Source organism: Aurantiacibacter arachoides (genome assembly GCF_009827335.1).
Lineage (GTDB): Bacteria > Pseudomonadota > Alphaproteobacteria > Sphingomonadales > Sphingomonadaceae > Alteraurantiacibacter > Alteraurantiacibacter arachoides.
In genome coordinates, this window is the sequence record NZ_WTYH01000001.1 from 1 (window position 1) to 20,750 (window position 20,750).

The 20,750-nt window shown below is 67.6% G+C and carries 17 protein-coding genes; 7 read left to right on the top strand and 10 right to left on the bottom strand.

Going from position 1 to position 20,750, the window contains the following annotated elements; translation table 11 throughout:
- From GRI62_RS00005 to GRI62_RS00025, 5 genes are all read right to left on the bottom strand, one after another.
- On the bottom strand, positions 1 to 143 hold a 143-nt coding region (locus GRI62_RS00005; RefSeq protein ID WP_160731761.1), incomplete at its 3' end, for a GDP-mannose 4,6-dehydratase.
- Between the two features lie 146 nt (positions 144 to 289).
- Complete coding sequence (gene rfbB, locus GRI62_RS00010; protein ID WP_131451405.1) at positions 290 to 1,345, bottom strand: dTDP-glucose 4,6-dehydratase; 1,056 nt, start codon at positions 1,343 to 1,345, stop codon at positions 290 to 292.
- Positions 1,346 to 1,438: 93 nt separating this feature from the next.
- Positions 1,439 to 2,020 (bottom strand): LptA/OstA family protein, encoded by a 582-nt coding sequence (locus GRI62_RS00015; RefSeq protein ID WP_131451406.1) that lies wholly within the window; start codon positions 2,018 to 2,020, stop codon positions 1,439 to 1,441.
- A gap of 14 nt (positions 2,021 to 2,034) precedes the next feature.
- Positions 2,035 to 2,694 (bottom strand): LPS export ABC transporter periplasmic protein LptC, encoded by a 660-nt coding sequence (locus GRI62_RS00020; RefSeq protein WP_131451407.1) that lies wholly within the window; start codon positions 2,692 to 2,694, stop codon positions 2,035 to 2,037.
- Between the two features lie 26 nt (positions 2,695 to 2,720).
- Positions 2,721 to 3,338 carry a ribonuclease D gene (locus tag GRI62_RS00025; RefSeq protein ID WP_131451408.1) on the bottom strand — a complete coding sequence of 206 codons (618 nt, stop codon included), beginning with the start codon at positions 3,336 to 3,338 and terminating at the stop codon, positions 2,721 to 2,723.
- Positions 3,339 to 3,418: 80 nt separating this feature from the next.
- Between GRI62_RS00025 and GRI62_RS00030 the strand changes: the two genes are divergently transcribed.
- Entirely contained in the window at positions 3,419 to 4,099 is a 681-nt protein-coding gene (locus GRI62_RS00030; protein ID WP_131451409.1) for a uracil-DNA glycosylase, read from the top strand.
- Between the two features lie 4 nt (positions 4,100 to 4,103).
- A complete protein-coding gene (locus tag GRI62_RS00035; RefSeq protein ID WP_131451410.1) occupies positions 4,104 to 4,541 on the top strand; it encodes a hypothetical protein in 438 nt (145 codons plus the stop codon).
- Here GRI62_RS00035 and GRI62_RS00040 read toward each other — a convergent pair.
- From GRI62_RS00040 to GRI62_RS00055, 4 genes are all read right to left on the bottom strand, one after another.
- Positions 4,522 to 5,958: a glutamate synthase subunit beta gene (locus tag GRI62_RS00040; protein WP_131451411.1), complete on the bottom strand. Its 1,437-nt coding sequence runs from the start codon at positions 5,956 to 5,958 to the stop codon at positions 4,522 to 4,524. The genes GRI62_RS00035 and GRI62_RS00040 overlap by 20 nt on opposite strands.
- A gap of 2 nt (positions 5,959 to 5,960) precedes the next feature.
- Positions 5,961 to 10,619: a glutamate synthase large subunit gene (gene gltB / locus GRI62_RS00045; protein ID WP_131453666.1), complete on the bottom strand. Its 4,659-nt coding sequence runs from the start codon at positions 10,617 to 10,619 to the stop codon at positions 5,961 to 5,963.
- Between the two features lie 220 nt (positions 10,620 to 10,839).
- A complete protein-coding gene (locus tag GRI62_RS00050) occupies positions 10,840 to 12,819 on the bottom strand; it encodes a hypothetical protein (protein WP_131451412.1) in 1,980 nt (659 codons plus the stop codon).
- 47 nt (positions 12,820 to 12,866) lie between these two features.
- Positions 12,867 to 14,105 (bottom strand): TIGR04063 family PEP-CTERM/XrtA system glycosyltransferase, encoded by a 1,239-nt coding sequence (locus GRI62_RS00055; RefSeq protein ID WP_131451413.1) that lies wholly within the window; start codon positions 14,103 to 14,105, stop codon positions 12,867 to 12,869.
- A gap of 54 nt (positions 14,106 to 14,159) precedes the next feature.
- On the opposite strand from GRI62_RS00055, the gene GRI62_RS14410 reads away from it, so the two are divergent.
- From GRI62_RS14410 to GRI62_RS00070, 4 genes are read left to right on the top strand one after another with little or no spacing between them, the layout of a single operon-like run.
- Positions 14,160 to 14,369: a hypothetical protein gene (locus tag GRI62_RS14410; RefSeq protein ID WP_131451414.1), complete on the top strand. Its 210-nt coding sequence runs from the start codon at positions 14,160 to 14,162 to the stop codon at positions 14,367 to 14,369.
- Complete coding sequence (locus GRI62_RS00060; protein WP_131451415.1) at positions 14,362 to 15,726, top strand: putative O-glycosylation ligase, exosortase A system-associated; 1,365 nt, start codon at positions 14,362 to 14,364, stop codon at positions 15,724 to 15,726. Before GRI62_RS14410 ends, GRI62_RS00060 begins: the two co-directional genes overlap by 8 nt.
- A complete protein-coding gene (locus GRI62_RS00065; RefSeq protein ID WP_234032814.1) occupies positions 15,723 to 16,829 on the top strand; it encodes an acyltransferase family protein in 1,107 nt (368 codons plus the stop codon). The genes GRI62_RS00060 and GRI62_RS00065 overlap by 4 nt, the downstream gene beginning before the upstream one ends.
- A 38-nt stretch (positions 16,830 to 16,867) precedes the next feature.
- On the top strand, positions 16,868 to 17,494 hold the full coding sequence (locus GRI62_RS00070; RefSeq protein WP_308420820.1) for a DUF4126 domain-containing protein: 627 nt from the start codon (positions 16,868 to 16,870) through the stop codon (positions 17,492 to 17,494).
- 15 nt (positions 17,495 to 17,509) lie between these two features.
- Here the strand turns inward: GRI62_RS00070 and GRI62_RS00075 are convergent, their stop codons facing one another.
- Positions 17,510 to 18,730 (bottom strand): polyhydroxyalkanoate depolymerase, encoded by a 1,221-nt coding sequence (locus tag GRI62_RS00075; protein ID WP_131451416.1) that lies wholly within the window; start codon positions 18,728 to 18,730, stop codon positions 17,510 to 17,512.
- 118 nt (positions 18,731 to 18,848) lie between these two features.
- On the opposite strand from GRI62_RS00075, the gene GRI62_RS00080 reads away from it, so the two are divergent.
- Entirely contained in the window at positions 18,849 to 20,657 is a 1,809-nt protein-coding gene (locus GRI62_RS00080) for an ABC transporter transmembrane domain-containing protein (RefSeq protein WP_131451417.1), read from the top strand.
- Positions 20,658 to 20,750 lie beyond the last annotated feature (93 nt).

Sequence of the window (20,750 nt, forward strand, 5' to 3'; positions counted from 1 at the left end):
ATCCGGCCGGTGTTGAAGCTGGAACTGCGCCGCTTGATGCCGTGCACCTCGTAACCCTTTTCGAGCAACAGGTGCGATAGGTAGGCACCATCCTGACCGGTGACGCCGGTGATCAGGGCGGTTTTCTTCGATGCTTCGGACATTTGGGGGTATTCTCCTCGGTGTCCGCGCCGCTAGCGCCATGGCGCGCTTATGGCAATGCGTGGAAAGCGCGGTCTGCCCCCTCAAAGCAGCGTTAGGGGGTACCGTAGGGGCCGGAATACCGGGCGCGGCGGCTCTGTCCGTAAGGTCAGCACGCCAGCAGCGGACGCCACCACGCCTCGTTGGCGAGATACCAGTGCAGCGTCTGCCGCAGCCCGTCCTCGAACCCGTGCGCCGGGGCATAGCCAAGCTCCGCGCGGGCCTTGGTCTCGTCGATGGCATAGCGGCGATCGTGGCCCTTGCGGTCCTCGACGTAGGTCTTGAGTTCGGCTGTCGCGCGGCCGCGAGCCGCTGGCGCATCGGGAAAGCGGCGGGCAAGGTCGCCATTGTCGGCAAAGGCACGGTCGACCTCGGCACAGATGGTGTCGATCACCGCCATGTTCGGCAGTTCCGCCCCGCCGCCGATGTTGTAGGTTTCCCCCGCCACGCCGCGCGCAAGGCAGGCCTCGATCCCGCGGCAATGGTCCGCCACGTGCAGCCAGTCACGCACGTTCATCCCGTCACCGTAGATCGGCAGGGGGCGTCCGTGCAGCGCATTGAGCAGGAACAGTGGGACGAGCTTTTCCGGGTACTGGTAGGGGCCGTAGTTGTTCGAGCAGTTGCTGGTAACCACGTCGAGCCCGAAGGTGTGGTGGTAGGCACGCACCAGGTGATCGGACGAAGCCTTGGACGCCGAATAGGGCGAGTTGGGCTGATACTGGTGGCTTTCGGCAAAGGGCGGGTCTTCCGGGCCGAGCGATCCGTAGACCTCGTCGGTGGAGACGTGGTGGAAGCGGTGCGGCGTGCCGCTGCCTTCGTCCAGCCACACCTTGCGCGCTGCCTTGAGCAGCGAATTGGTGCCCAGGATGTTGGTTTCTATAAAGACGTCGGGCCCGCTGATCGAGCGATCGACGTGACTCTCGGCGGCAAAGTGGACGAGCGTGGAGATGCCGCGTTCGCGCAAGAGGCGTTCGACCAGAGCAGTGTCGCGAATATCGCCTTCCACCAGCTCGGCCTGCTCCACGCCGGCCACGGTGCTGGCATTGCCGGCATAGGTCAGTGCGTCCAGCACCACGATCCGGTCGTCCGGATGCCGGTTCGCCCAGTAGTGCACGAAGTTGCCGCCGATGAAGCCGGCGCCGCCGGTGACGAGCAGATCAGCCAAGCGCCTTTTCCTCTTCAAGCATGATCAACGGGCGACGACTACGGCACCAGGATACCGCTCAATCAGACCGCGGCTGCCGGGCGCTGCTTGCGCCTAGTTGCTTTCGGGGACTGCGAAGGTGCCCGAAACCCGGCCGCGCTGGCTGCCGTCGGCGGGGCGTGAACCGGCACCATCCACGCTCGAGACGCCCGAATCGAGGTCGATCGTCAATCGTCCGCCGTCGAGCCGGTCGCTGCCGCGGTTGATCGCCACGCCGCCCGACATCACGATGACGCGGCGGTTGAAATCGTAGACCGCCGCATCGCCGCGCGCGCGCTCGTCCCCGCGCGTCACCACCACGCCGCCGGTCGCGTCGATCCGCTGGATGCGCAGCGTGCCGGCATCGGTATAGGCGATCGTGGTGCGTTCCGCGGTAAGGCGCAGGTTGCCTTGTTCGATCACCACGTCGCCCGACAGGACGACGCGGTTCTGCCGGTCCTGCAACTGGCCCATCTCGGCCGACCAGGTCACCGGCGCGTTGGCATCGAGGCCGGAGATCGACTGGGCGGCAGCCAGTGAACCAAAGCCGATCGCCGCCACCGTTCCGGCAAGCCCGCCGGCCAGCAAACCGCGCAGCGCCAGCGTGCGGAGCGAACTGCGTGTTGCCACCGCGACTTCGGGCAGGTGGTCATCCATGGTATCGTCCTTCGTCACAAGTTGAGGCCGCGCGGCACGGCGAGGCGGCCGGGCACCATGGTCATGCGGGCGTTGCCGCGTAGCGTTATGGTTCGCGCTTCGAGGTCGACGCGCATCGAATCGGCCTGGAAGCGGCCGGCGGGGATCACCCCGCTGACGCGCCCGCTGCCGGTCAGCACGCGGCTCGCAAGATCGAGCGTTACTCCGCGCGCGGCGAGTTCGTAGCCATCGGCAGCGGTAAAGCTGAGCTGGCCGGGGATACCCACCTGCTCCCGGTCGATGGCATAGGTCCCGCGCTGGGCGGACAGCACGGCTGGGCCGTCGGTCAGGGCAAGGCGGGCGGTCAGCCGGTCAAGTTCGACCAGGGGCACGGCATTGGATCGCTGGACTGCTTCGCCCGCGACCAGCGAGAAGGGGCGGCCCCGGTTGTCCTGCCCGCGATACATCGCATCGTCGACGCGCAGCCGGTCCTCGGCCACGGCGACCTTGTTGCGATCGAGCAGGAACGAGATTTCGCCGCGCGGGCTGAGCGGGGTGATAAGCATCATCGCCGCCACCACGCCGACCAGCGCAGGCAGGCCGACCGCGAGCAGCCGCACGATCCGGTCGAGCGAAGAGCCCGGAGCGGCAAAGGCCTGGCGCTTCGAGCGCATCCGGTCGGCGGCGACGGTCATTGTGCCCTATCTAACGCACGAGCAGCTTACTCGTGGCTGAAAATATCCTTGTCCGCCCAGCCCGCGATGTCGAGCAGGGCGCGTGCGGGCAGGAAATCGAAGCACGCCTGCGCCAATGCGGTGCGGCCCTCGCGGTCCAGCCGGGCGCTCATCACCTCGCGCAGGCGATGCAGGTAGCGCACGTCGCTGGCGGCATATTCGCGCTGCGCGTCGGACAATTGCGGGGCGCCCCAGTCCGATGACTGCTGCTGCTTGGAAATGTCCACCTGAAGGTGATCCGACAACAATACCTTCAATCCGTGGCGATCGGTGTAGGTGCGAGTCAGCTTGCTGGCGATCTTGGTGCAGAACACCGGCGCTGCCATCACGCCCAGATAGAACTGGATCGCGGCCAGATCGAATCGCGCGAAGTGGTAGATCTTCACCCGCGAAGGATCGGCCAGCACCGCCTTCAGGTTGGGCGCGTCAAAGGCGCTGCCCCTGCCGAACCGCACCAGGTGCTCGTCACCCTGCCCATCGGACAACTGCACGACGCACAGCCGGTCGCGCGGGGTGATGAGGCCCATGGTCTCTGTATCGACGGCGATCGGGCCATCGGCGAGCACGCCTTCCGGGAGGTCTTCTTCGTGGAAATGAACAGCCATAGGCCTTGGCCCATAGGCGCATCGGGGATTGGTGGAAAGGGCGGCTTTGCGCGTGCGGCATGGCAGTCTAGTCCGGCGGCATGATCGACCTCGTGCCAGACAGCTGGAAACCGGTGCTCGACCCCGTTCTGGACGCGCCTGCGGGCCGCGCGCTCGACGACTGGCTGCGCGGCGAGGCGGCGGCGGGCAGGACGGTCTATCCGCCGCGCGCGGATCGCTTTCGCGCGCTCGCGCTGACGCCGCTCGACAGGGTGAAAGTCGTGATCCTCGGGCAGGACCCCTACCACGGTCCGGGGCAGGCGATGGGGCTGGCCTTTTCCGTGCCGGCGGGCGTGAAGCCGCCGCCATCGCTGGTAAATATCTTCAAGGAACTGGAGGCCGATTGCGGCATTGCCCGCCCCGCGCACGGCGATCTGTCAGGCTGGGCCCGGCAAGGCGTCCTGCTGCTCAACACCGCACTCACCGTCGAGGCAGGCAAGGCGGGCAGCCACGCCCGCGCCGGATGGGCGGCGGTGACCGACGCCGTGGTGCAGGCCGTCGCGGCGCGCGAGGAGCCCTCGGTCTTCATCCTGTGGGGCAGCCACGCCCAGGCCAAGGCAGCGCGGGTGGCGGGCCTGCGCGCGGGACCCCACCTGCGCATCGAAAGCCCGCATCCCAGCCCGCTGTCGGCCTATCGCGGCTTCTTCGGCTCGAGGCCGTTCAGCCGCGCGAACGACTTTCTCGGCGCGCATGGACGTGGCGGCGTGGACTGGGCATTGTGATTCCATGACGAGACGACAGAAACTCACGTGGTTCGCGCTCGGCGCGCTGGTGAGCGGAATCGCCTCATCTGCGGTCGTGCTGCTGGATCGGCCCGAACCTTCGGCCCTGGCGCCAACCGACTATCTCGTGCTGATCGAACCGACTGCTGAGATGTCGGGACAGGAGCCGGCAGGCGTTGGTTTCATCGCCGAGCGGACCGGGCAATTGTTGCAGGATTGCGGGGCGTGGTATTTCGAAACGACGCCGACGTTGAACCATCGCATGGCAACGGCGGACCTTCCGTTCGTTCGGGAAAACCTGCCCGCGCTCGCTTGCGTCTATGCGGGCATTGCTGCCGAGGGGATCGAGCACCGCATCGAGAGCCGCGCCACGACCGACTTCGACGCGGTGCGTGCATCGCAGCGGCGAAGCGCCGCCCTTCCTAGCGCGGCAACTCCGTAACGCCCATCAGCGCCTCGTCCACGCTGGCGGCGCACTGGCGGCCTTCGCGGATGGCCCAGACGACCAGGCTCTGCCCGCGCCGCATGTCGCCGCAGGCCCAGGTGCGCTCGTCGCTGGTGCGATAGTCGCGCACATCGGCGTCCACGGTGCCGCGGTCGGTCAGGCCGACCCCTGCCTGGTCGAGCATGCCGCGCCGCACCGGGCCGACGAAGCCCATCGCCAGCAGGATGAGGTCGGCCTTCAGCGTGAATGCGCTGTCCGGCACCTCTGCCAACTGGCCGTCCGTCCAGTCGGCACGCACGCATTCCAGCCCGGTGACATTGCCGTTCTCGCCCACCACGCGCTTGGTCAGCACCGCCCAGTCGCGGTCCACGCCTTCCTCGTGGCTGGAGCTGGTCCGCAGCTTCATCGGCCAGTCGGGCCAAGTGAGAAGCTTGTTCTCCTTTTCGGGCGGCTGGGGCATGATCTCGATCTGCGTCACGCTGGCCGCGCCCTGGCGATTGGAGGTGCCCACGCAGTCGCTGCCGGTATCGCCGCCGCCGATCACGATCACGTGCTTGCCGGTGGCGGTCAGGCTGCCGCGCGGGGCGGCGCGCGCCTCGTCGTCGCCGGCGTTGCGCTTGTTCTGCTGGGCGAGGAATTCCATCGCCTGGCGCACGCCGGGAAGCTCGGCACCAGGAATTTCCAGCTGGCGCGGGTGTTCGGCCCCGCCTGCCAGAACGACCGCGTCGAAGTTTTCCTTCAGGCTCTTCATCGAGGTGTCGACGCCGATCTCGTTCGACGTTTTGAAGATCACCCCTTCCGCTTCCATCTGCACCGCGCGGCGGTTGATGAGGCTCTTTTCCATCTTGAAGTCGGGAATGCCATACCGCAGCAGCCCGCCCACGCGGTCGCTCTTCTCGAACACGGTCACCGAATGCCCGGCGCGCGCGAGCTGCTGCGCACAGGCGAGTCCCGCGGGGCCGGAGCCGACGACGGCCACTGTCCTGCCGGTGGTGCGGGTGGGCGGATGCGGCCGGATCCAGCCTTCCTGCCACCCGCGATCGACGATGGCGCATTCGATGCTCTTGATCGTCACCGGCACGTCGGTGATGTTCAAGGTGCAGGCCGCCTCGCACGGGGCGGGGCACACACGGCCGGTGAATTCGGGGAAGTTGTTGGTGGAGTGCAGCACCTCCAGCGCGTTCTTCCAGTCGCCCTCGTAGACGAGGTGGTTCCAGTCCGGGATGATGTTGTTCACCGGGCAACCGTTGTGGCAGTAGGGAATGCCGCAGTTCATGCACCGCGCGGCCTGCGTCCTCAGGCCCTCTTCCGAGTGGGGGACGATGAACTCGCGGTAATGCGTCACCCGCTCTTCGGGCGCGGCATAGGTGCGATCCTTGCGGTCGTATTCGAGGAAGCCTGTTTCCTTGCCCATGACTATTCCGCCGCCTCCATCGCGGCCTCTTCGCGTTCCGCCTCGAGCAGCCTCAGCGCCCGCGCGTAATCCTTCGGCATCACCTTGACGAACTGGCCCAGCGCCGCGTCGAAATCCTCGAGCAATGCGGCGGCGCGGGCGGAGCCGGTGTGCAGCTTGTGCCGCTCCAGCAGCACGCGCAGCCGCGCGGCGTCGTGGTAGAGTGGATCGCCCATGCCGGGGTTGTCGACGTCGACGGGGCGCTGCTGCGGCAGGCCGGTGCCTTCCGGATCGTCGGCATCCGCGTCGATGGCAAAAAGGTCCACCTGCGCCATGTTGCAGTGTTGGCGGAAGCTGCCATCCGGATCGTGGACGTAGGCGATGCCCCCGCTCATCCCGGCGGCAAAGTTGCGCCCCGTCGCGCCGAGCACGCAGACGACCCCGCCGGTCATGTATTCGCAGCCATGATCGCCCGTGCCCTCGACCACCGCGACCGCGCCCGAATTGCGCACCGCGAAGCGTTCGCCCGCCACGCCGGCGAAGTAGGCCTCACCCGCGATGGCGCCGTAAAGGCAGGTGTTGCCGACGATGATGTTGTCCGCCGGATCGCGGTTGACGGCGCCTGGCTGGCGCACGATCACGCGTCCGCCTGACAGGCCCTTGCCGACATAGTCGTTGGCATCGCCCACGAGGTCGAGCGTCACGCCGTGGGCGAGCCATGCGGCAAAGCTCTGCCCGGCTGTGCCGGTGAAGTTCACCCGGATCGTATCGACCGGCAGGCCCCGGTGACCGTGCCTCTTTGCAATCTCGCCCGAGAGCATGGCACCCGCGGTGCGGTTGAGGTTCCTGATCGGCCGGTCGATCTGCACCGCCTGTCCACGCGCGATGGCGGGCTCGCAGGCTTCGATCAGCTCGCGGTCCATCACCGCGTCAAGGCCGTGGTCCTGCGTCAGCGCGTTCCACAGCGGCACCTCGGGGGCCAGATCCACCTTGTGCAGCAGGCGCGAGAGGTCGACACCGTCGGCCTTCCAGTGGCGGATGGCATGGTTCATGTCGATCCGGTCCACCCGCCCGACCATCTCCTGCACGGTGGCAAAGCCCATTTCCGCCATGATCTCGCGCAGTTCCTCGGCGACGTAGAAGAAGTAGTTGATAACGTGCTCGGGCTGGCCGGTGAACAGCTTGCGCAGCTCCGGGTTCTGCGTCGCCACGCCGACGGGGCAGGTGTTGAGGTGGCACTTGCGCATCATGATGCAGCCCGCCGCGATCAGCGGGGCAGTGGCGAAGCCGAACTCGTCCGCGCCCAGCAGTGCGCCGATGGCAACGTCGCGCCCGGTGCGAAGGCCGCCGTCGACCTGCACCGCGATGCGTGAGCGGAGATCGTTGAGCAGCAGCGTCTGCTGCGTTTCGGCCAGGCCGATTTCCCACGGGGATCCCGCATGGGTCAGGCTGGTCAGCGGACTCGCGCCCGTGCCGCCCTCGTAGCCCGAGATGGTGACGTGGTCGGCCTTGCACTTGGAAACGCCCGCCGCGACCGTGCCCACGCCCACCTCGGAAACGAGCTTCACCGAAATGCGCGCCGCCGGGTTCACGTTCTTCAGGTCGTGGATCAGCTGGGCCAGATCCTCGATCGAGTAGATGTCGTGGTGCGGCGGGGGCGAGATGAGGCCCACGCCCGGCGTTGCGTGGCGGACCTTGCCGATGCGCTTGTCCACCTTGTGGCCGGGCAGCTGGCCGCCCTCGCCGGGCTTGGCACCCTGCGCCATCTTGATCTGGATATCGTCCGAATTGGCGAGATATTCCGCGGTCACGCCGAACCGGCCGCTGGCGACCTGCTTGATCTTCGAACGCATGGAATCGCCGCCCGGCAGCGGCACGAATCGTTCCGGCTCCTCCCCGCCCTCGCCGGTGTTGGAGCGGCCGCCGATGCGGTTCATCGCTATGGCCAGCGTCGAATGCGCCTCGTGGCTGATGCTGCCGAAGCTCATCGCCCCGGTGCTGAATCGCCTGACGATGCTCTCCGCGCTCTCGACCGCGTCGAGCGGCAGGGGCCGGAAACCGTCATCCCCGGCCGGCTTCAGGGCCATCAGGCCGCGGATGGTGAGCAGACGCTCGCTCTGCTCGTTCATGCTGGCGGCGAACGCGCGGTATTTCTCGGGCAGGTTGCCGCGCACCGCGTGCTGCAACTGGGCGACGTTTGCCGGCGTCCAGGCGTGCTCCTCACCGCGCAGGCGATACTGGTACATGCCGCCCATATCCAGCATCTCGGCCAGCACCGGGTTGTTGCCGAAGGCGGCGGCGTGGCGGCGCACGGTCTCCTCGGCGATCTGGGCCAGGCCCACGCCCTCGATGGTGGTGGCGGTGCGGGTGAAGTATTTGTCGACGAAGGCCGACGAGAGACCCACGGCGTCGAAGATTTGCGCCCCGCAGTATGACTGGTAGGTGCTGATGCCCATCTTCGACATCACCTTCATGATGCCCTTGCCGATGGCCTTCTGATAGTTCTTTTCGACCGTTTCCTGGGGCAGCTCGGTCACCTTGCGGCGGCGGATGTCCTCCAGCGTTTCGAAGGCGAGGTAGGGGTTGATGGCTTCCGCGCCGTAACCCGCCAGCACGCAGAAGTGGTGCACTTCGCGCGCCTCGCCCGTCTCGACCACGATGCCGGTCTGCATCCGCAGGCCCTGCCGCACCAGCTGGTGATGCACGGCCGAGGTCGCCAGCGCGGCGGGCATGGCCACGCGGTCCGGCCCCTGCCTGCGGTCGGAGAGGATGAGGATGTTCTTGTCCTGCAGCACCGCCTCTGTGGCCGCCCAGCACATCTCCTTGATCGCCATTTCGAGGCCATCCGCCCCGCTGGCAGCATCCCAGGTGATGTCGATGGTGGCCGTGGCAAAGGCGCCGTCGAGCACCTTTTCGACGCTGCGGATCTTCTCCATGCCCTGGTTTGTCAAAATCGGCTGGGCGATTTCCAGTCGCTTGTGCGTGCCCGCCTCGCGGCCGAGCAGGTTGGGGCGCGGGCCGACCATGGTCAGCAGGCTCATCACCAGCTCCTCGCGGATCGGGTCGATCGGCGGGTTGGTGACCTGCGCAAAGTTCTGCTTGAAGTAGTCGTAGAGCAGGCGCGAACGCTTGCTGAGCACGGCGATGGGCGTATCGGTCCCCATCGAGCCGATGGGATCGTCGCCGCTGACGGCCATGGGTTCGAGGAACCTGGCGATGTCTTCCTGGGTGTAGCCAAAGGCCTGCTGGCGATCGAGCAGGCTTACCGCGTTGGCCTGCACCGCTTCCTCGTCGGTCTCGATGGTCTCGATGTCGGCGAGCTTGTACTGGGCGCGCTCCAGCCACTGGGCATAGGGGTGCGCGGCGGTCAGCTCGGCCTTCAGCTCCTCGTCCTCGACGATGCGGCCCTGTTCCAGGTCGATCAGCAGCATCCGCCCCGGTTGAAGGCGCCACTTCCTGACGATGTCCTCCTCGGCCACCGGCAGAACGCCGCTTTCGCTGGCGAGGATGCACAGGTCGTCCTTCGTCACGCAATAGCGCGCCGGGCGAAGGCCGTTGCGGTCGAGCGTGGCGGCGATCTGGCGGCCGTCGGTAAAGGCGACCGCGGCGGGCCCGTCCCACGGTTCCATCAGCGCGGCGTGATATTCATAGAACGCGCGCCGGGCGGGATCTATCAGGTCGTTCTTCGCCCAGGCTTCCGGGATCAGTATCATCATCGCGTGGGCGAGGCTGTAACCGCCCAGCAGCAGCAGCTCGAGCGCGTTGTCGAGGCAGGCGGTGTCGCTCTGCCCGTGCGGCACGATGGGCCACAACTTGTCGAGATCGCTGCCGAGCAGGTCCGATTCCATCGTCCGCCGGCGCGCGTTCATCCAGTTCACGTTGCCGCGCACGGTGTTGATCTCGCCATTGTGCGCGATCAGGCGGAACGGCTGGGCGAGCCGCCAGCTGGGAAAGGTGTTGGTGGAGAAGCGCTGGTGGACGAGGCCCAGCGCGCTCTCGCAATCGGGGTCGGTCAGGTCGCGGTAGAAGGTGCCCACCTGCGTCGCCAGCAGCAGCCCCTTGTAGACCACGGTGCGGCTGGAGAAGCTGGGCATGTAGAGCTTTTCGAGGCCCGGCATCCCGTGCTTCGCGGCGAGGTCTGCCAGCGGGTTCTGCGTCTGCTTGCGGATGACGATCAGCTTGCGCTCGAAAGCGTCCTGGTCGGCGCAGTTGGGCCCCCGCGCGATGAAGCACTGGCGGATCACCGGCATCGAGGCGAGCACCGCCTTGCCGAGGCCTTCGGGATCGGTCGGCACGTCGCGCCAGCCGATCAGGCGCTGGCCTTCCTTGGCGATGAATTTCTCGAACTGCTCGGTGATAAAGGCGCGCGCCTCGTCCTCCTGCGGCATGAAGCACATGGCGACCGCGTAGTCGCCCGGCGCCGGCAGGGTCAGCCCTTCGCCGTCGGCCCATTTGCGATAGAGCCTGTCGGGAATCTGCAGCAGGATGCCAGCGCCATCACCCAGCAGCGGGTCCGCGCCCACCGCGCCGCGATGATCGAGGTTGGCCAGGATCTGCAGCGCCTGGGTGACGATGGCGTGGGATTTTGCGCCCTTGATATGCGTGACGAAGCCGACGCCGCAGGCATCGTGTTCGTTCACCGGATCATACAGGCCCTGGGGCGCAGGGAGATCGGTTGGCACAGCGGGCGGCAATTCGGTCAAGGCACTCTCTTCCTGTCGCGGCAGCCGGGAGCGGCGGGATGGTCAGCGCCTCGCAACCGGTTTCAACGGTAACGAAACGCGACTCTCCAGCCTGAGGCTGCACGAAAATGTCGCGAAACCCCCTCATGGCGACAGGAAGATGTCTTGGCAAGTTCTGTTGCACTGCACCACGTGCGTGCAAACGATCAACCCGCGATAATCACTTGCTCATCCGCTGGAGGTTGAGCAGCGCTTCGCGCAAGGCCCGTTCGTTATCGTCGTTCGAGGCGCGCGCCTGCCCCTCGGCCGGTTGCGTTGACCCGGCCGGCGGGTCGAACGGGCGAGGCGCTGCCGCCGGAGCCTGCGGCGATGCCACGGGTGCCGGACGACGGGCTTCCTGGGCGGGGAACTCGACCGCCGGACGGGCCTCACCCGGGTTCGGCTCGGGCTCGTCGATGCGGACGAATTCTTCGGAGCGCCGGAACGGATTGGCCACCGCCGAAAGCGATCCGTAGGACGCATCGCGGCGGATTTCGGGGCGGGTTTCGGGGCGGGTTGCGACCGGGGTTGCCGCGCGCGGTAGCGGAGCGATATCGAAAGAGGGGCGCGGCGTCGGCGTGGCGCGGGTGACGTCGCTGCCCAGCGGAAGCCGGAACGAGGCGGCAAGATCGGCGATCTCGTCTTCGTCCTCGTCCTCGTCGTCCTCGCCAAGGGTGCCTGCCGGGGCGGAAGCGATGTGCACCGACTCGGCAAACGGGGCATAGGCTCCGGGCGCCCGCGGTTCGGCTTCAGGTGGTGAGGCGGGCAGCACCGGCGTGGCCGGGGCGGCTGCACCGGGGCGCGAGAAATAGGCGGCCATGGCCTGGGCCGCCTCGTCGGCGGCGGCAGCGTCGAAGTCCTGCGGCACCGGGGCAGCGCTCTGGCTCGGCTGAACCGCGAGAGCCCGCTCTGCCGCGAACTGGTCTGCGGCGGCCTGTTCGGCTGCGCGCTCGCTCACCCAGACGCGGTGCTTTTCGATCGTGTCGCCCAGCCGCTGCACCAGTTGCACCAGGCCGATGGCTGCGTCGGCAGTCTCGCCGTCGGCACCGCTCACGCCCTCGTCAACATTCTCAAGCGCGTCATCGCCTTCACTGGCCACCTCTTCGACACCGGCAAAGGCTGCATCATCCACGGTGGTTGCGTCGGGAAAGTCGGCGTCGCCATGGGCGAAGGGCTCGAAAGTCTGATTGTCGGACACGGGTTCCTCGCTGGCAGGTTCGGTGGATTGCGGTTCGCTCGACAGTTCGGGCGGGGTCGGCTGTGCGCCGGGCGCGGGCGCGTCGAAGGGCCGCGGCGGAGCTGCGGGCGCAGCCTGCGGCCGCGTGTAGGTCATGCGGGCAAGGGACGGCGGGGAGAACGACAGGGGTTCAGCCTCGCGCCGGGTGACGGCCGGGGGTGCGACCGGCGTGGCGAGGTCGTGGTAATCATCGACCTCGCTGATGACAGCATCATCATCCTCCGCCCCTTCATCGTCGCCGGGGAGCGGGTCCCCGGCGTCGTCGTCAATCGTGGGGGCAAGGGCGAACGCCTGGCGATCATCGATCGCGCCGGGCTGGTCGGCCTGACTGAACCCGCCTTCCTCCACGAACTCTTCGGCTTCGCCCAGATCGAGCGCGAAATCCCCCTCGTCGCCCTCTTGCATGAAATCGGCGCCGGGCAGCGGGGCCTTGTCGAGAAACGTGCTCACTGCCTCGTCCTCTTCCAGCGCCAGCAGGCGGCGGCGCGGCGGCGGCGTGCGTTCGGACGGGGGGGCGTCGTCATGGGCCGCGAGATGGGGGGCGATCCCGTCGTCATCGAGATCGGTTTCCGGGTTGAGAGCGCGGAATCCCGCGTCCTGGCGCTCGATGGCGAGCGAGCGCTGGCGCGGCCGGGCAACCTTTCTTGCCGCGTAGAACCCCAGCAGGGCACCGCCCACCGTTGCCACGAGAGCGATCGCAAGCCGGGCGGTAAGGCCGAGCGGAGGGGCGGCGGCGGGCACGATAGCGGCGATGCCCGTGGCACCGACCAGCGTTTCGACCAGTTGCACCGGCACGATGAGCGAGCCGAGCCCGAACAGCGCGGCGAACCACAGCGCGACCATGGCGGGAAATGCCGGATGGGCGCTGATGGGGGTCTTGCCGCCACCTTTGCGTCCATCGCGATCCAGGGGGATCGAAGCCACTGCGTCATCCTGTTCTGCGCCGCCGGATCGCGCGCCCGAATCGAAAATCAGGCGGCGGCCGGAATGCGGCTGTTCGGATGATCAGTTATCAGGGCTTGGTAAACGACCTGATAACGCTGTGCATTGCGATGCCAGTCGTGGTTTTCGCGGACGTGGATTTGCGCCGCCTCGCGCATGGCGGGCCAGGCGTCGCGCCGGTCGACGAGGTCGGCAAGCGCATGTGCGCAGGCGGCGGGATCGTCGGGTGCGAATAAGGTGCCGGTGACCCCGTCGGTCATCAGCTCGCGGTGTCCGCCAACATCGCTCGCGGCGACGAGCTGCATCTGCGCCATCGCCTCGAGCGGCTTCAGCGGTGTGACGAGATCGGTCAGGCGGCTTTTCTTGCGAGGGTAGGCCAGCACGTCGGTCAGCGCGTAATACCGTTCGACCTCGGCGTGCGGAACGCGGCCGGTGAACATGATGGCATCGGCGACCGGGGATGCGGCCGCCTGGGCTTGCAGGCTTGCCTCCATCGGACCTCCGCCGACCAGCAACAGCCGCGCGCCGGGATGCCGGGCAACCAGCGCGGGCATGGCGGCGATCAGGTCGTCCAGCCCTTCGTAATCGTAGAAGCTGCCGATGAAGCCGATGACGGGGCCGCCCGATCCATCGGCGCCCAGGCCAAGTTCGGCGGCCAGTTCGTCGTCCCGCGCGGCAGGAGCGCCGAACAGCGTGAGATCGACGCCGTTGGGCATGATCCCGATCTTGTCGGGCGAAACGCCGCGCGCCGCCAGATCGGCTTTCAGTCCTTGGCAGATGGTCATCACGTGGTCGGCGCCAGCCACGGCCATGTTCTCCAGCTGGCGGGTTAGGCGATACCTGAGCGATCCCTCGCGCCCCGCGAGGTTGCCGACGGCGGCATCTTCCCAGAAGGCGCGAATCTCGTAGACCACCGGGATGCCCAGACGCCTGCCCGCGCGCACCGCGGCAAGCCCGTCCAGCGCGGGCGAATGGGCGTGGATCACGTCGGGCCGCCAGTCCTGCGCCAAAGCGACCACGGCATCGGCGAGCGCGCCGATCTCGCGCCATTCCCTGAGGCCCGGCGGCCCCGCCACCCGGGCCGTGGTGCGGGTGAAGGTCAACCCATCCACTGTCTCCACTGCCGGGCCGGCCTCGGTATGGCGCACGCCGGTGATCCCGCGCACTTCCAGGCCGAGGGCTTCCTGCGCCTTCAGGATCGCGCGTGTGCGAAAGGTATAGCCCGAATGCAGCGGCAGCGAATGATCGAGGACATGAAGGATGCGCATGACGCCAGCATCAGTGCCACGGTTTACTTAACGGCGCGTCAAGACACTGGCGTTATGGCCGCAGGTCCCGACAGCAGCCCGACTGGCCGACCCGACGTGATCGACATCTTTTCCATCCTGCTGACGCACGGGCTCATCCTGCTCGTCGGCTGGCGGCTGCTCACCCGCGCCGATCTGGATGCCGAGGACGGTGCGGACGAAACGCAGGCGCGCCCGTGGCTGGCGGGGCAAGCCGACCGGCCGAAGACTGGCCCCGATGCGTGACCTCGTCCTCCTTGCCTTCATCGCCGCGGTCATGGCGATGGGGTTCCGGCGGCCGTTCCTGTGGGTGCTGTTGTATATCTACGTCGACATCGTCGCGCCGCAGAAGGTGGCATGGGGCCTGCTGACGCAGCTGTCGATCTCGCTCGTCGTCTTCGTCATGGCCTTTGCCGGCTACTTCCTGCTCGACAGCAAGAAGGGCAGCCGTCTTAGCGCACGACAGGGGCTGGTCCTGCTGTTCCTGGTGTGGTGCGGGTTGACGACGCTGTGGGCGGATTACCAGGATACCGCCTGGCTCAAATGGGACTGGGTGTGGAAGGGCCTCGTCTTCGCCGCCTTCCTGCCGCTGACGCTGCGCACCCGGTTGCGGATCGAGGCCGCCGCGCTGGTCATGGTGCTGAGCGCGGCGACGATCATCATTCCAGCCGGCATCAAGACCGTGTTCTCGGGCGGCGGGGGATACGGCGCGCTGTCCTCGCTGGTGGCGGAGAATACCGGGCTTTACGAAGGCAGCACGCTGTCCACCGTGGCGGTGGCGATGATCCCGCTGGTGGTGTGGGTGGCGCGCTTTTCCACGATCATCACGGAGCGGCGGCTGGCGATGACGTTCGCGGTCGCGCTGTGCTTTGCCGCGCTACTGGTGCCGGTGGGCACGCAAACGCGCACCGGGCTGGTCTGCGTGGCGGTGCTGGGCGTATTGTCGATGCGCAGCGCGCGGCACAAGGTGCTGTACGCCGGCCTCGCCGGGGCGGTCCTGCTGGCGGCGATCCCCTTCCTGCCCGCCAGCTATACCGAGCGCATGGGCACCATCGTCGATCACCAGTCCGACCAGTCCGCCTCCACCCGGGTGGCGGTGTGGGAATGGACATGGAACTACGCCAAGGCCAACCCGCTGGGCGGCGGCTTCGATGCCTATCGCGGCAACAGCTTCACCTATCAGACGCGCCAGGTGGAGGAGGTCGGCGGCACGCAGGAGGTGACCTATCAGGAGGTCACCGAGGAGAGCCGCGCCTACCATTCCGCCTATTTCGAGGTGCTGGGCGAGCAGGGCTATGTCGGCCTGTTCATCTGGTTCGCGATCCACCTTTCCGGCCTGTGGCAGATGGAGCGCGTGCGCCGGCGCTATGCCCTGCGCGAGGATGACGAATCGCGCCGCTGGCGTTCGCTGGCGACGGCGCTGCAGCATGGCCACGTGGTCTATCTGGTCGGCGCGGCCTTCATCGGGGTGGGCTATCAGCCGTTCATCTTCATGATGGTCGGGCTGGAGATCGCGGTGAATGCCGTGGTCCGGCGCGAACGGGGCGTGGAGCGGGCTAAGCCGTGGCTGCGCGAGGCAGAGGCCAAGGTGGCGACCACGTGATCGCCCCGCCGCTGCATTCCCCCGCGCTGCATTCCCCCGCGCTGCACCTGCCAGCGCTCACCGGCCTGCGCGGGGTCGCTGCGTGGATGGTGGTGTTCTATCACGCGCGCGCCGCGATTGCGGGGTGGGCGGGGCCCGATGCCATCGCGTTGTTTGCCTACGGCTACCTCGCGGTCGACCTGTTCTTCATGCTGTCGGGCTTCGTCATGTGGCTGAACTACGGCCCTAAGCTGCGAGCCGCCGGGCTGGCGGGCGCGCCGGACTTCTGGTGGCGGCGCTTTGCGCGGATCTGGCCGCTGCACGCAGCGGTGCTGCTGGCGCTGATCGGCTTCGTCGTGGTGCTGCTGGCGACCGGGCGGGATACCTCCGGCTATCCGCTGGGCGAGCTGCCACTGCACCTGCTGCTGGCGCAGAACTGGGGCTTTACGGACGCGCTGAGCTGGAACCACCCCGCCTGGTCCATCAGCGCCGAGATCGGGGCCTATGCGCTGTTCCCGCTGCTGGTGCTTGCGCTGCGGTGGGAGAGCCTGCCGCGGCCCGCCTTGTGGGCGCTGGTGGCACTGTTTGCGCTGGCCCTGTGGGCTACCTTCACCGCGTTCGGGGCGCAGTCCCTGGGCGAGGAGATCACCCGGCTCGGCCTGGTGCGCTGCGTCCTGCAATTCGCCATCGGCATGGCGCTCGCCAACCTGTGGCGTTTGGGCGGAACGGGCTGGGCGCCGGGCGTGGTTGGGGTGGTGCTGCTGGGAGTCTGGTCGGGAACCGGATGGGGCGAGACCCTGCTGGTGCCGCTGGGATTTGCCGGGCTGCTGCTGGCCCTGGCGCTGTCCGCAGGCCCGCTGGCGCGCGTGCTTGGCAGTCGGCCGCTCGAATGGCTGGGCGACGTGAGCTACGCCACCTACCTCATCCATTTCCCGCTGTTCGTGCTGGCGAAGATCGCGCTGGCGGACGAGGGGGCGCGAGTCGGCTCGCTTGGCTTCGCGCTCTACGCCGCGGTGTTGCTGGGCCTCAGCCATTTCGCTTACACGCGGCTGGAGAAGCCGGCGCAGCGGGTGTTGCGGCGCTGGGGGCCCGGGCGCAGCCACGGCGCGGTCCCGGCGGAATAGCTCGACAAGGCGCGCGGTCGGTAGGATATTGCGCCGCGATGGACAGCGCCGCGCACCTGCCCCTGATCGAACTGCTCGGCATCGCCGCCAGCGCCAGCCTGCTGGCGGGGTGGCGCATGTATCTCGTGGTGCTGGCGACGGGCCTTGCCATGCGCACCGGATATGTCCCGCTGCCCGATCACCTCGATGGCTTGCAGGTGCTCGCCAGCCCGTGGGTGCTGGGCGCGGCGGGGCTGGGCGCGCTGGCGGAGTTCTTCGCCGACAAGGTGGCCTGGCTCGATTCGCTGTGGGACGCGGTGCATACCTTCGTGCGGCCCGTGGGTGGCGCCTTGCTGGCGCTCGCCATCGTCGATCCGGGGGATCCGGCCATGCAGGTCGTCGCCTTCCTGCTCGGCGGCGGGGGCGCGCTGGCGGCCCACGGCGCCAAGGCAGGCGCGCGGGCGGCGATCAACACCTCGCCCGAGCCGGTTTCCAACGTGGCCATGTCCACGCTGGAGGATGCCGCAACGGTCGGCATCCTGTGGGTGGTCTACGAATATCCCTGGGCGGCGGCGGGCGTGGCAGCCGTGCTGCTGGCACTGACCGTGTGGCTGGTGCTGACGCTGCGCAAGCTTGTCCGGCGCGTGTTGGGAGGGCGGACAGTGCCGCCGCCTGCCGGGGCCTGACGCCTCACCCAGAAACTACCCGTTATCCTTCATCCACTGCTCGACCACGGGCGCTATCTTCGTGCGCCACTTGCTGCCGTTGAAGATGCCGTAATGGCCCACGTCCTTGGCGAGGTGATATTTCTTCTTCGCTTCCGGCAAATGCGGGGCAAGTTGCAGCGCCGCGCGCGTCTGGCCGATGCCGGAGATGTCGTCCAGTTCACCCTCGATCGCCAGCAGCGCGGTATCGCGGATGGCGTCGGGGTCGATCGCCTTGCCCCGGTGGACGAATTCGCCCTTGGGCAGCGAGTGCTTCTGGAACACGTGCTCGATCGTCTGGAGGTAGAACTCAGCGGTCATGTCGCAGACCGACAGGTACTCGTCATAGAACTGCCGGGTGCGCGTGGCGCTCTCCGTGTCGCCCGCGTTCAGATGCTTGAACATCTCGTAATGGCTCATCATGTGATCGGCCAGGTTCATGCTCATGAACCCGGCAAGCTGCAGGAAGCCCGGATAGACCCGCCGCCCCGCGCCCGGGTAGTTGAACGGCACGGACGCGATGACGTTGTTCTGGAACCAGCTCAATGGCTTGTCCATCGCCAGGTCGTTGACGCCGGTGGGGCTGGCGCGGGTATCGACCGGGCCGCCCATCATGGTGAGGGTTTTCGGGCGGCATTCGTCCTTTGCCGCGCCCATCAGGGCGGTGGCGGCAAAGGCGGGCACGCTCGGCTGGCACACGGCCAGCATGTGGGTGTCCGGCCCGATGTGCCGGAGGAACGCGATCAGGTAATCGATGTAATCGTCGAGGTCGAAGGTCCCTTCGCTCAGCGGCACCATGCGGGCATCGGCCCAGTCGGTGATCCACACCTCGCTGTTTTCGACCATGCGCTGCACCGTGCCGCGCAGCAGCGTGGCGTAGTGACCGCTCATCGGCGCGACGATCAGCAGCTTGGGCGCATCGCCCGACAGGCCGTCGCGCACGAAGCGGCGCAGGCCGCCGAACGGCTTTTCGAACACCACCGTCTCGCTGACGGGGAAGGACTTGCCCTCGACCTCGACCGGTTGCAGGTCGAACGCGGGCTTGCCGCGTTCGTGATAGAGGTGGGCGAAGACCTTGAGCGCGCTGGCCGTTGCCGGGCCCAGGCCGAGGTAGCCCATCGGCAGCGCCGGGTTGTCGAGCAGGCGCGCGCCGACGGCGGCCACGTTGGCGGCACCGGCCAGCCAGGTCTTCTGGAATTCGTAGGCGGAATAGAGCAAACGTCACGTCCCTTCGCTTTTGCAGCATACAATGCCCGAATGCGTTGCAAGTTGCAACGCGGCCTGCCGCATAGCGCGCCTTGACCCGCCGGTCGGTTGCTCTAGGGCGAGCCTCGACATGGCGCTGCCTCCCGCACAGCAGACTTCTGAAAACGAACCCAAGCCTGCGCGCTCGCTGGGGCCGTTGCGGATGATCTTCCGCGAGGCCGCCAAGTATCCCGTGCAATATTCCGTCGCCATGGTGGCCCTGCTGGTTACAGCGACGGTCACCTCGCTGGCGCTGCCCTCGGCGCTGCGGCTCATCATCGATCGCGGTTTCGGCGGCGATGGCGATGTCGGGCGCTGGTTCCGCTACCTGCTGGTGCTGGTCGGCATCCTGGGCCTGGGCACGGCGGTGCGCTTCTACTTCATCAGCTGGCTGGGCGAGCGCGTGGTCGCCGACGTGCGCACGCGGGTCTACGACAACCTGCTCAGGCTCTCGCCCTCCTTCTTCGAAGAGAACAGCCCCAAGGAAATCAGCAGCCGCATGGTCGCCGATACCGCGATCATCGAACAGGTGGTCGGCACCACGCTTTCGGTCGCACTGCGCAATGCCATCATGGCGATCTTCGGCATCGGTTACTTGTTCTGGCTCGCCCCGCAACTGGCGATGTGGCTGGTAATGGGCCTGCCGCTGGTGATGATCCCGCTGGTGATATTCGGCCGGCGGCTGAAGGGCATCAGCCGGGACAGCCAGGACCGGGTGGCGGACGTTGGCGGCATTACCACCGAAGTGCTCTCGGCGATGAAGATCGTCCAGGGCTTCAACCAGGAAATCCGCGAAAGCGGGCGGTTTCAGGCCGCGGTGGAACGCACCTTTGCCACGGCCAAGGTGCGGATCATGATCCGCGCCGTGATGACCGCGCTGCTCATCACGCTGATCTTCGGCGGGCTGGTGCTGCTCCTGTGGCGCGGCGCGGTGCTGGTGACGACGGGTGAGATCAGCGGCGGCACCATCGGGGCCTTCATCTTTGCCGGGGTAATCGTGGCCGGCAGCGCCGGGGCCTTGACCGAGGTGATGGGCGACCTGCTGCGCGGCGCGGGCGCGGCCAGCCGGCTGGGTGAACTGATGGCGGAGCAGCCGTGCATCACCGCCCCGGCCCGCCCGCAGGCCCTGCCCGAACCGCCGCGCGGCAGCCTTGCCTTTGCCGGCGTCACCTTCAGCTATCCGACCCGGCCCGAGGACCGTGCGATAGAGGATTTCACCCTCACCATCGAACCGGGGGAGACCGTCGCCATCGTCGGTCCGTCCGGCGCGGGCAAGAGCACAGTGTTCCAGCTGGCGGAGCGGTTCTACGATCCGCAAAGCGGCACCATCAAGCTGGACGGCGTGCCGTTGACCCAGGCCGATCCCGCCGCCATTCGCCGCCGCATGGCGCTGGTGCCGCAGGAAGGCATCCTGTTCGCCGCCAGCGCCCGTGACAATCTGCGCTATGGCGCATGGGATGCGAGCGAGGAGGCGATCTGGGAAGCGGCGCGGGCGGCCAATGCGGAAACCTTCCTGCGCAGCCTGCCCGACGGGCTCGACACGTTCCTCGGCGAAGGCGGCGCGCGGCTCTCGGGCGGACAGCGGCAGCGTGTGGCCATCGCCCGTGCCCTGCTGCGTGATGCGCCGATCCTGTTGCTTGACGAGGCGACCAGCGCGCTCGATGCCGAGAGCGAGCGGCTGGTGCAGGACGCGCTGGAGCGCCTGATGGCCAACCGCACGACGCTGGTCATCGCTCACCGCCTCGCCACCGTGCGCGCGGCGGACCGGATCGTGGTGATGGAAGGCGGGCGCATCGTGGAGATCGGCGATCACGCCGGTCTCAGTGCCGACGGCGGCCTTTACGCCAGGTTGGCGACGCTGCAGTTCGAGACTACCGCCGATGCGCCTGCGGCGAGGTGAGCCTGGCCGGCGATGACCTGTGTCGAGGCGGGTATGCCGTTCGTCGAATTGGTAACGACAGAAACCGTTCAGGCTGAACCTGCTAAGAGGTAA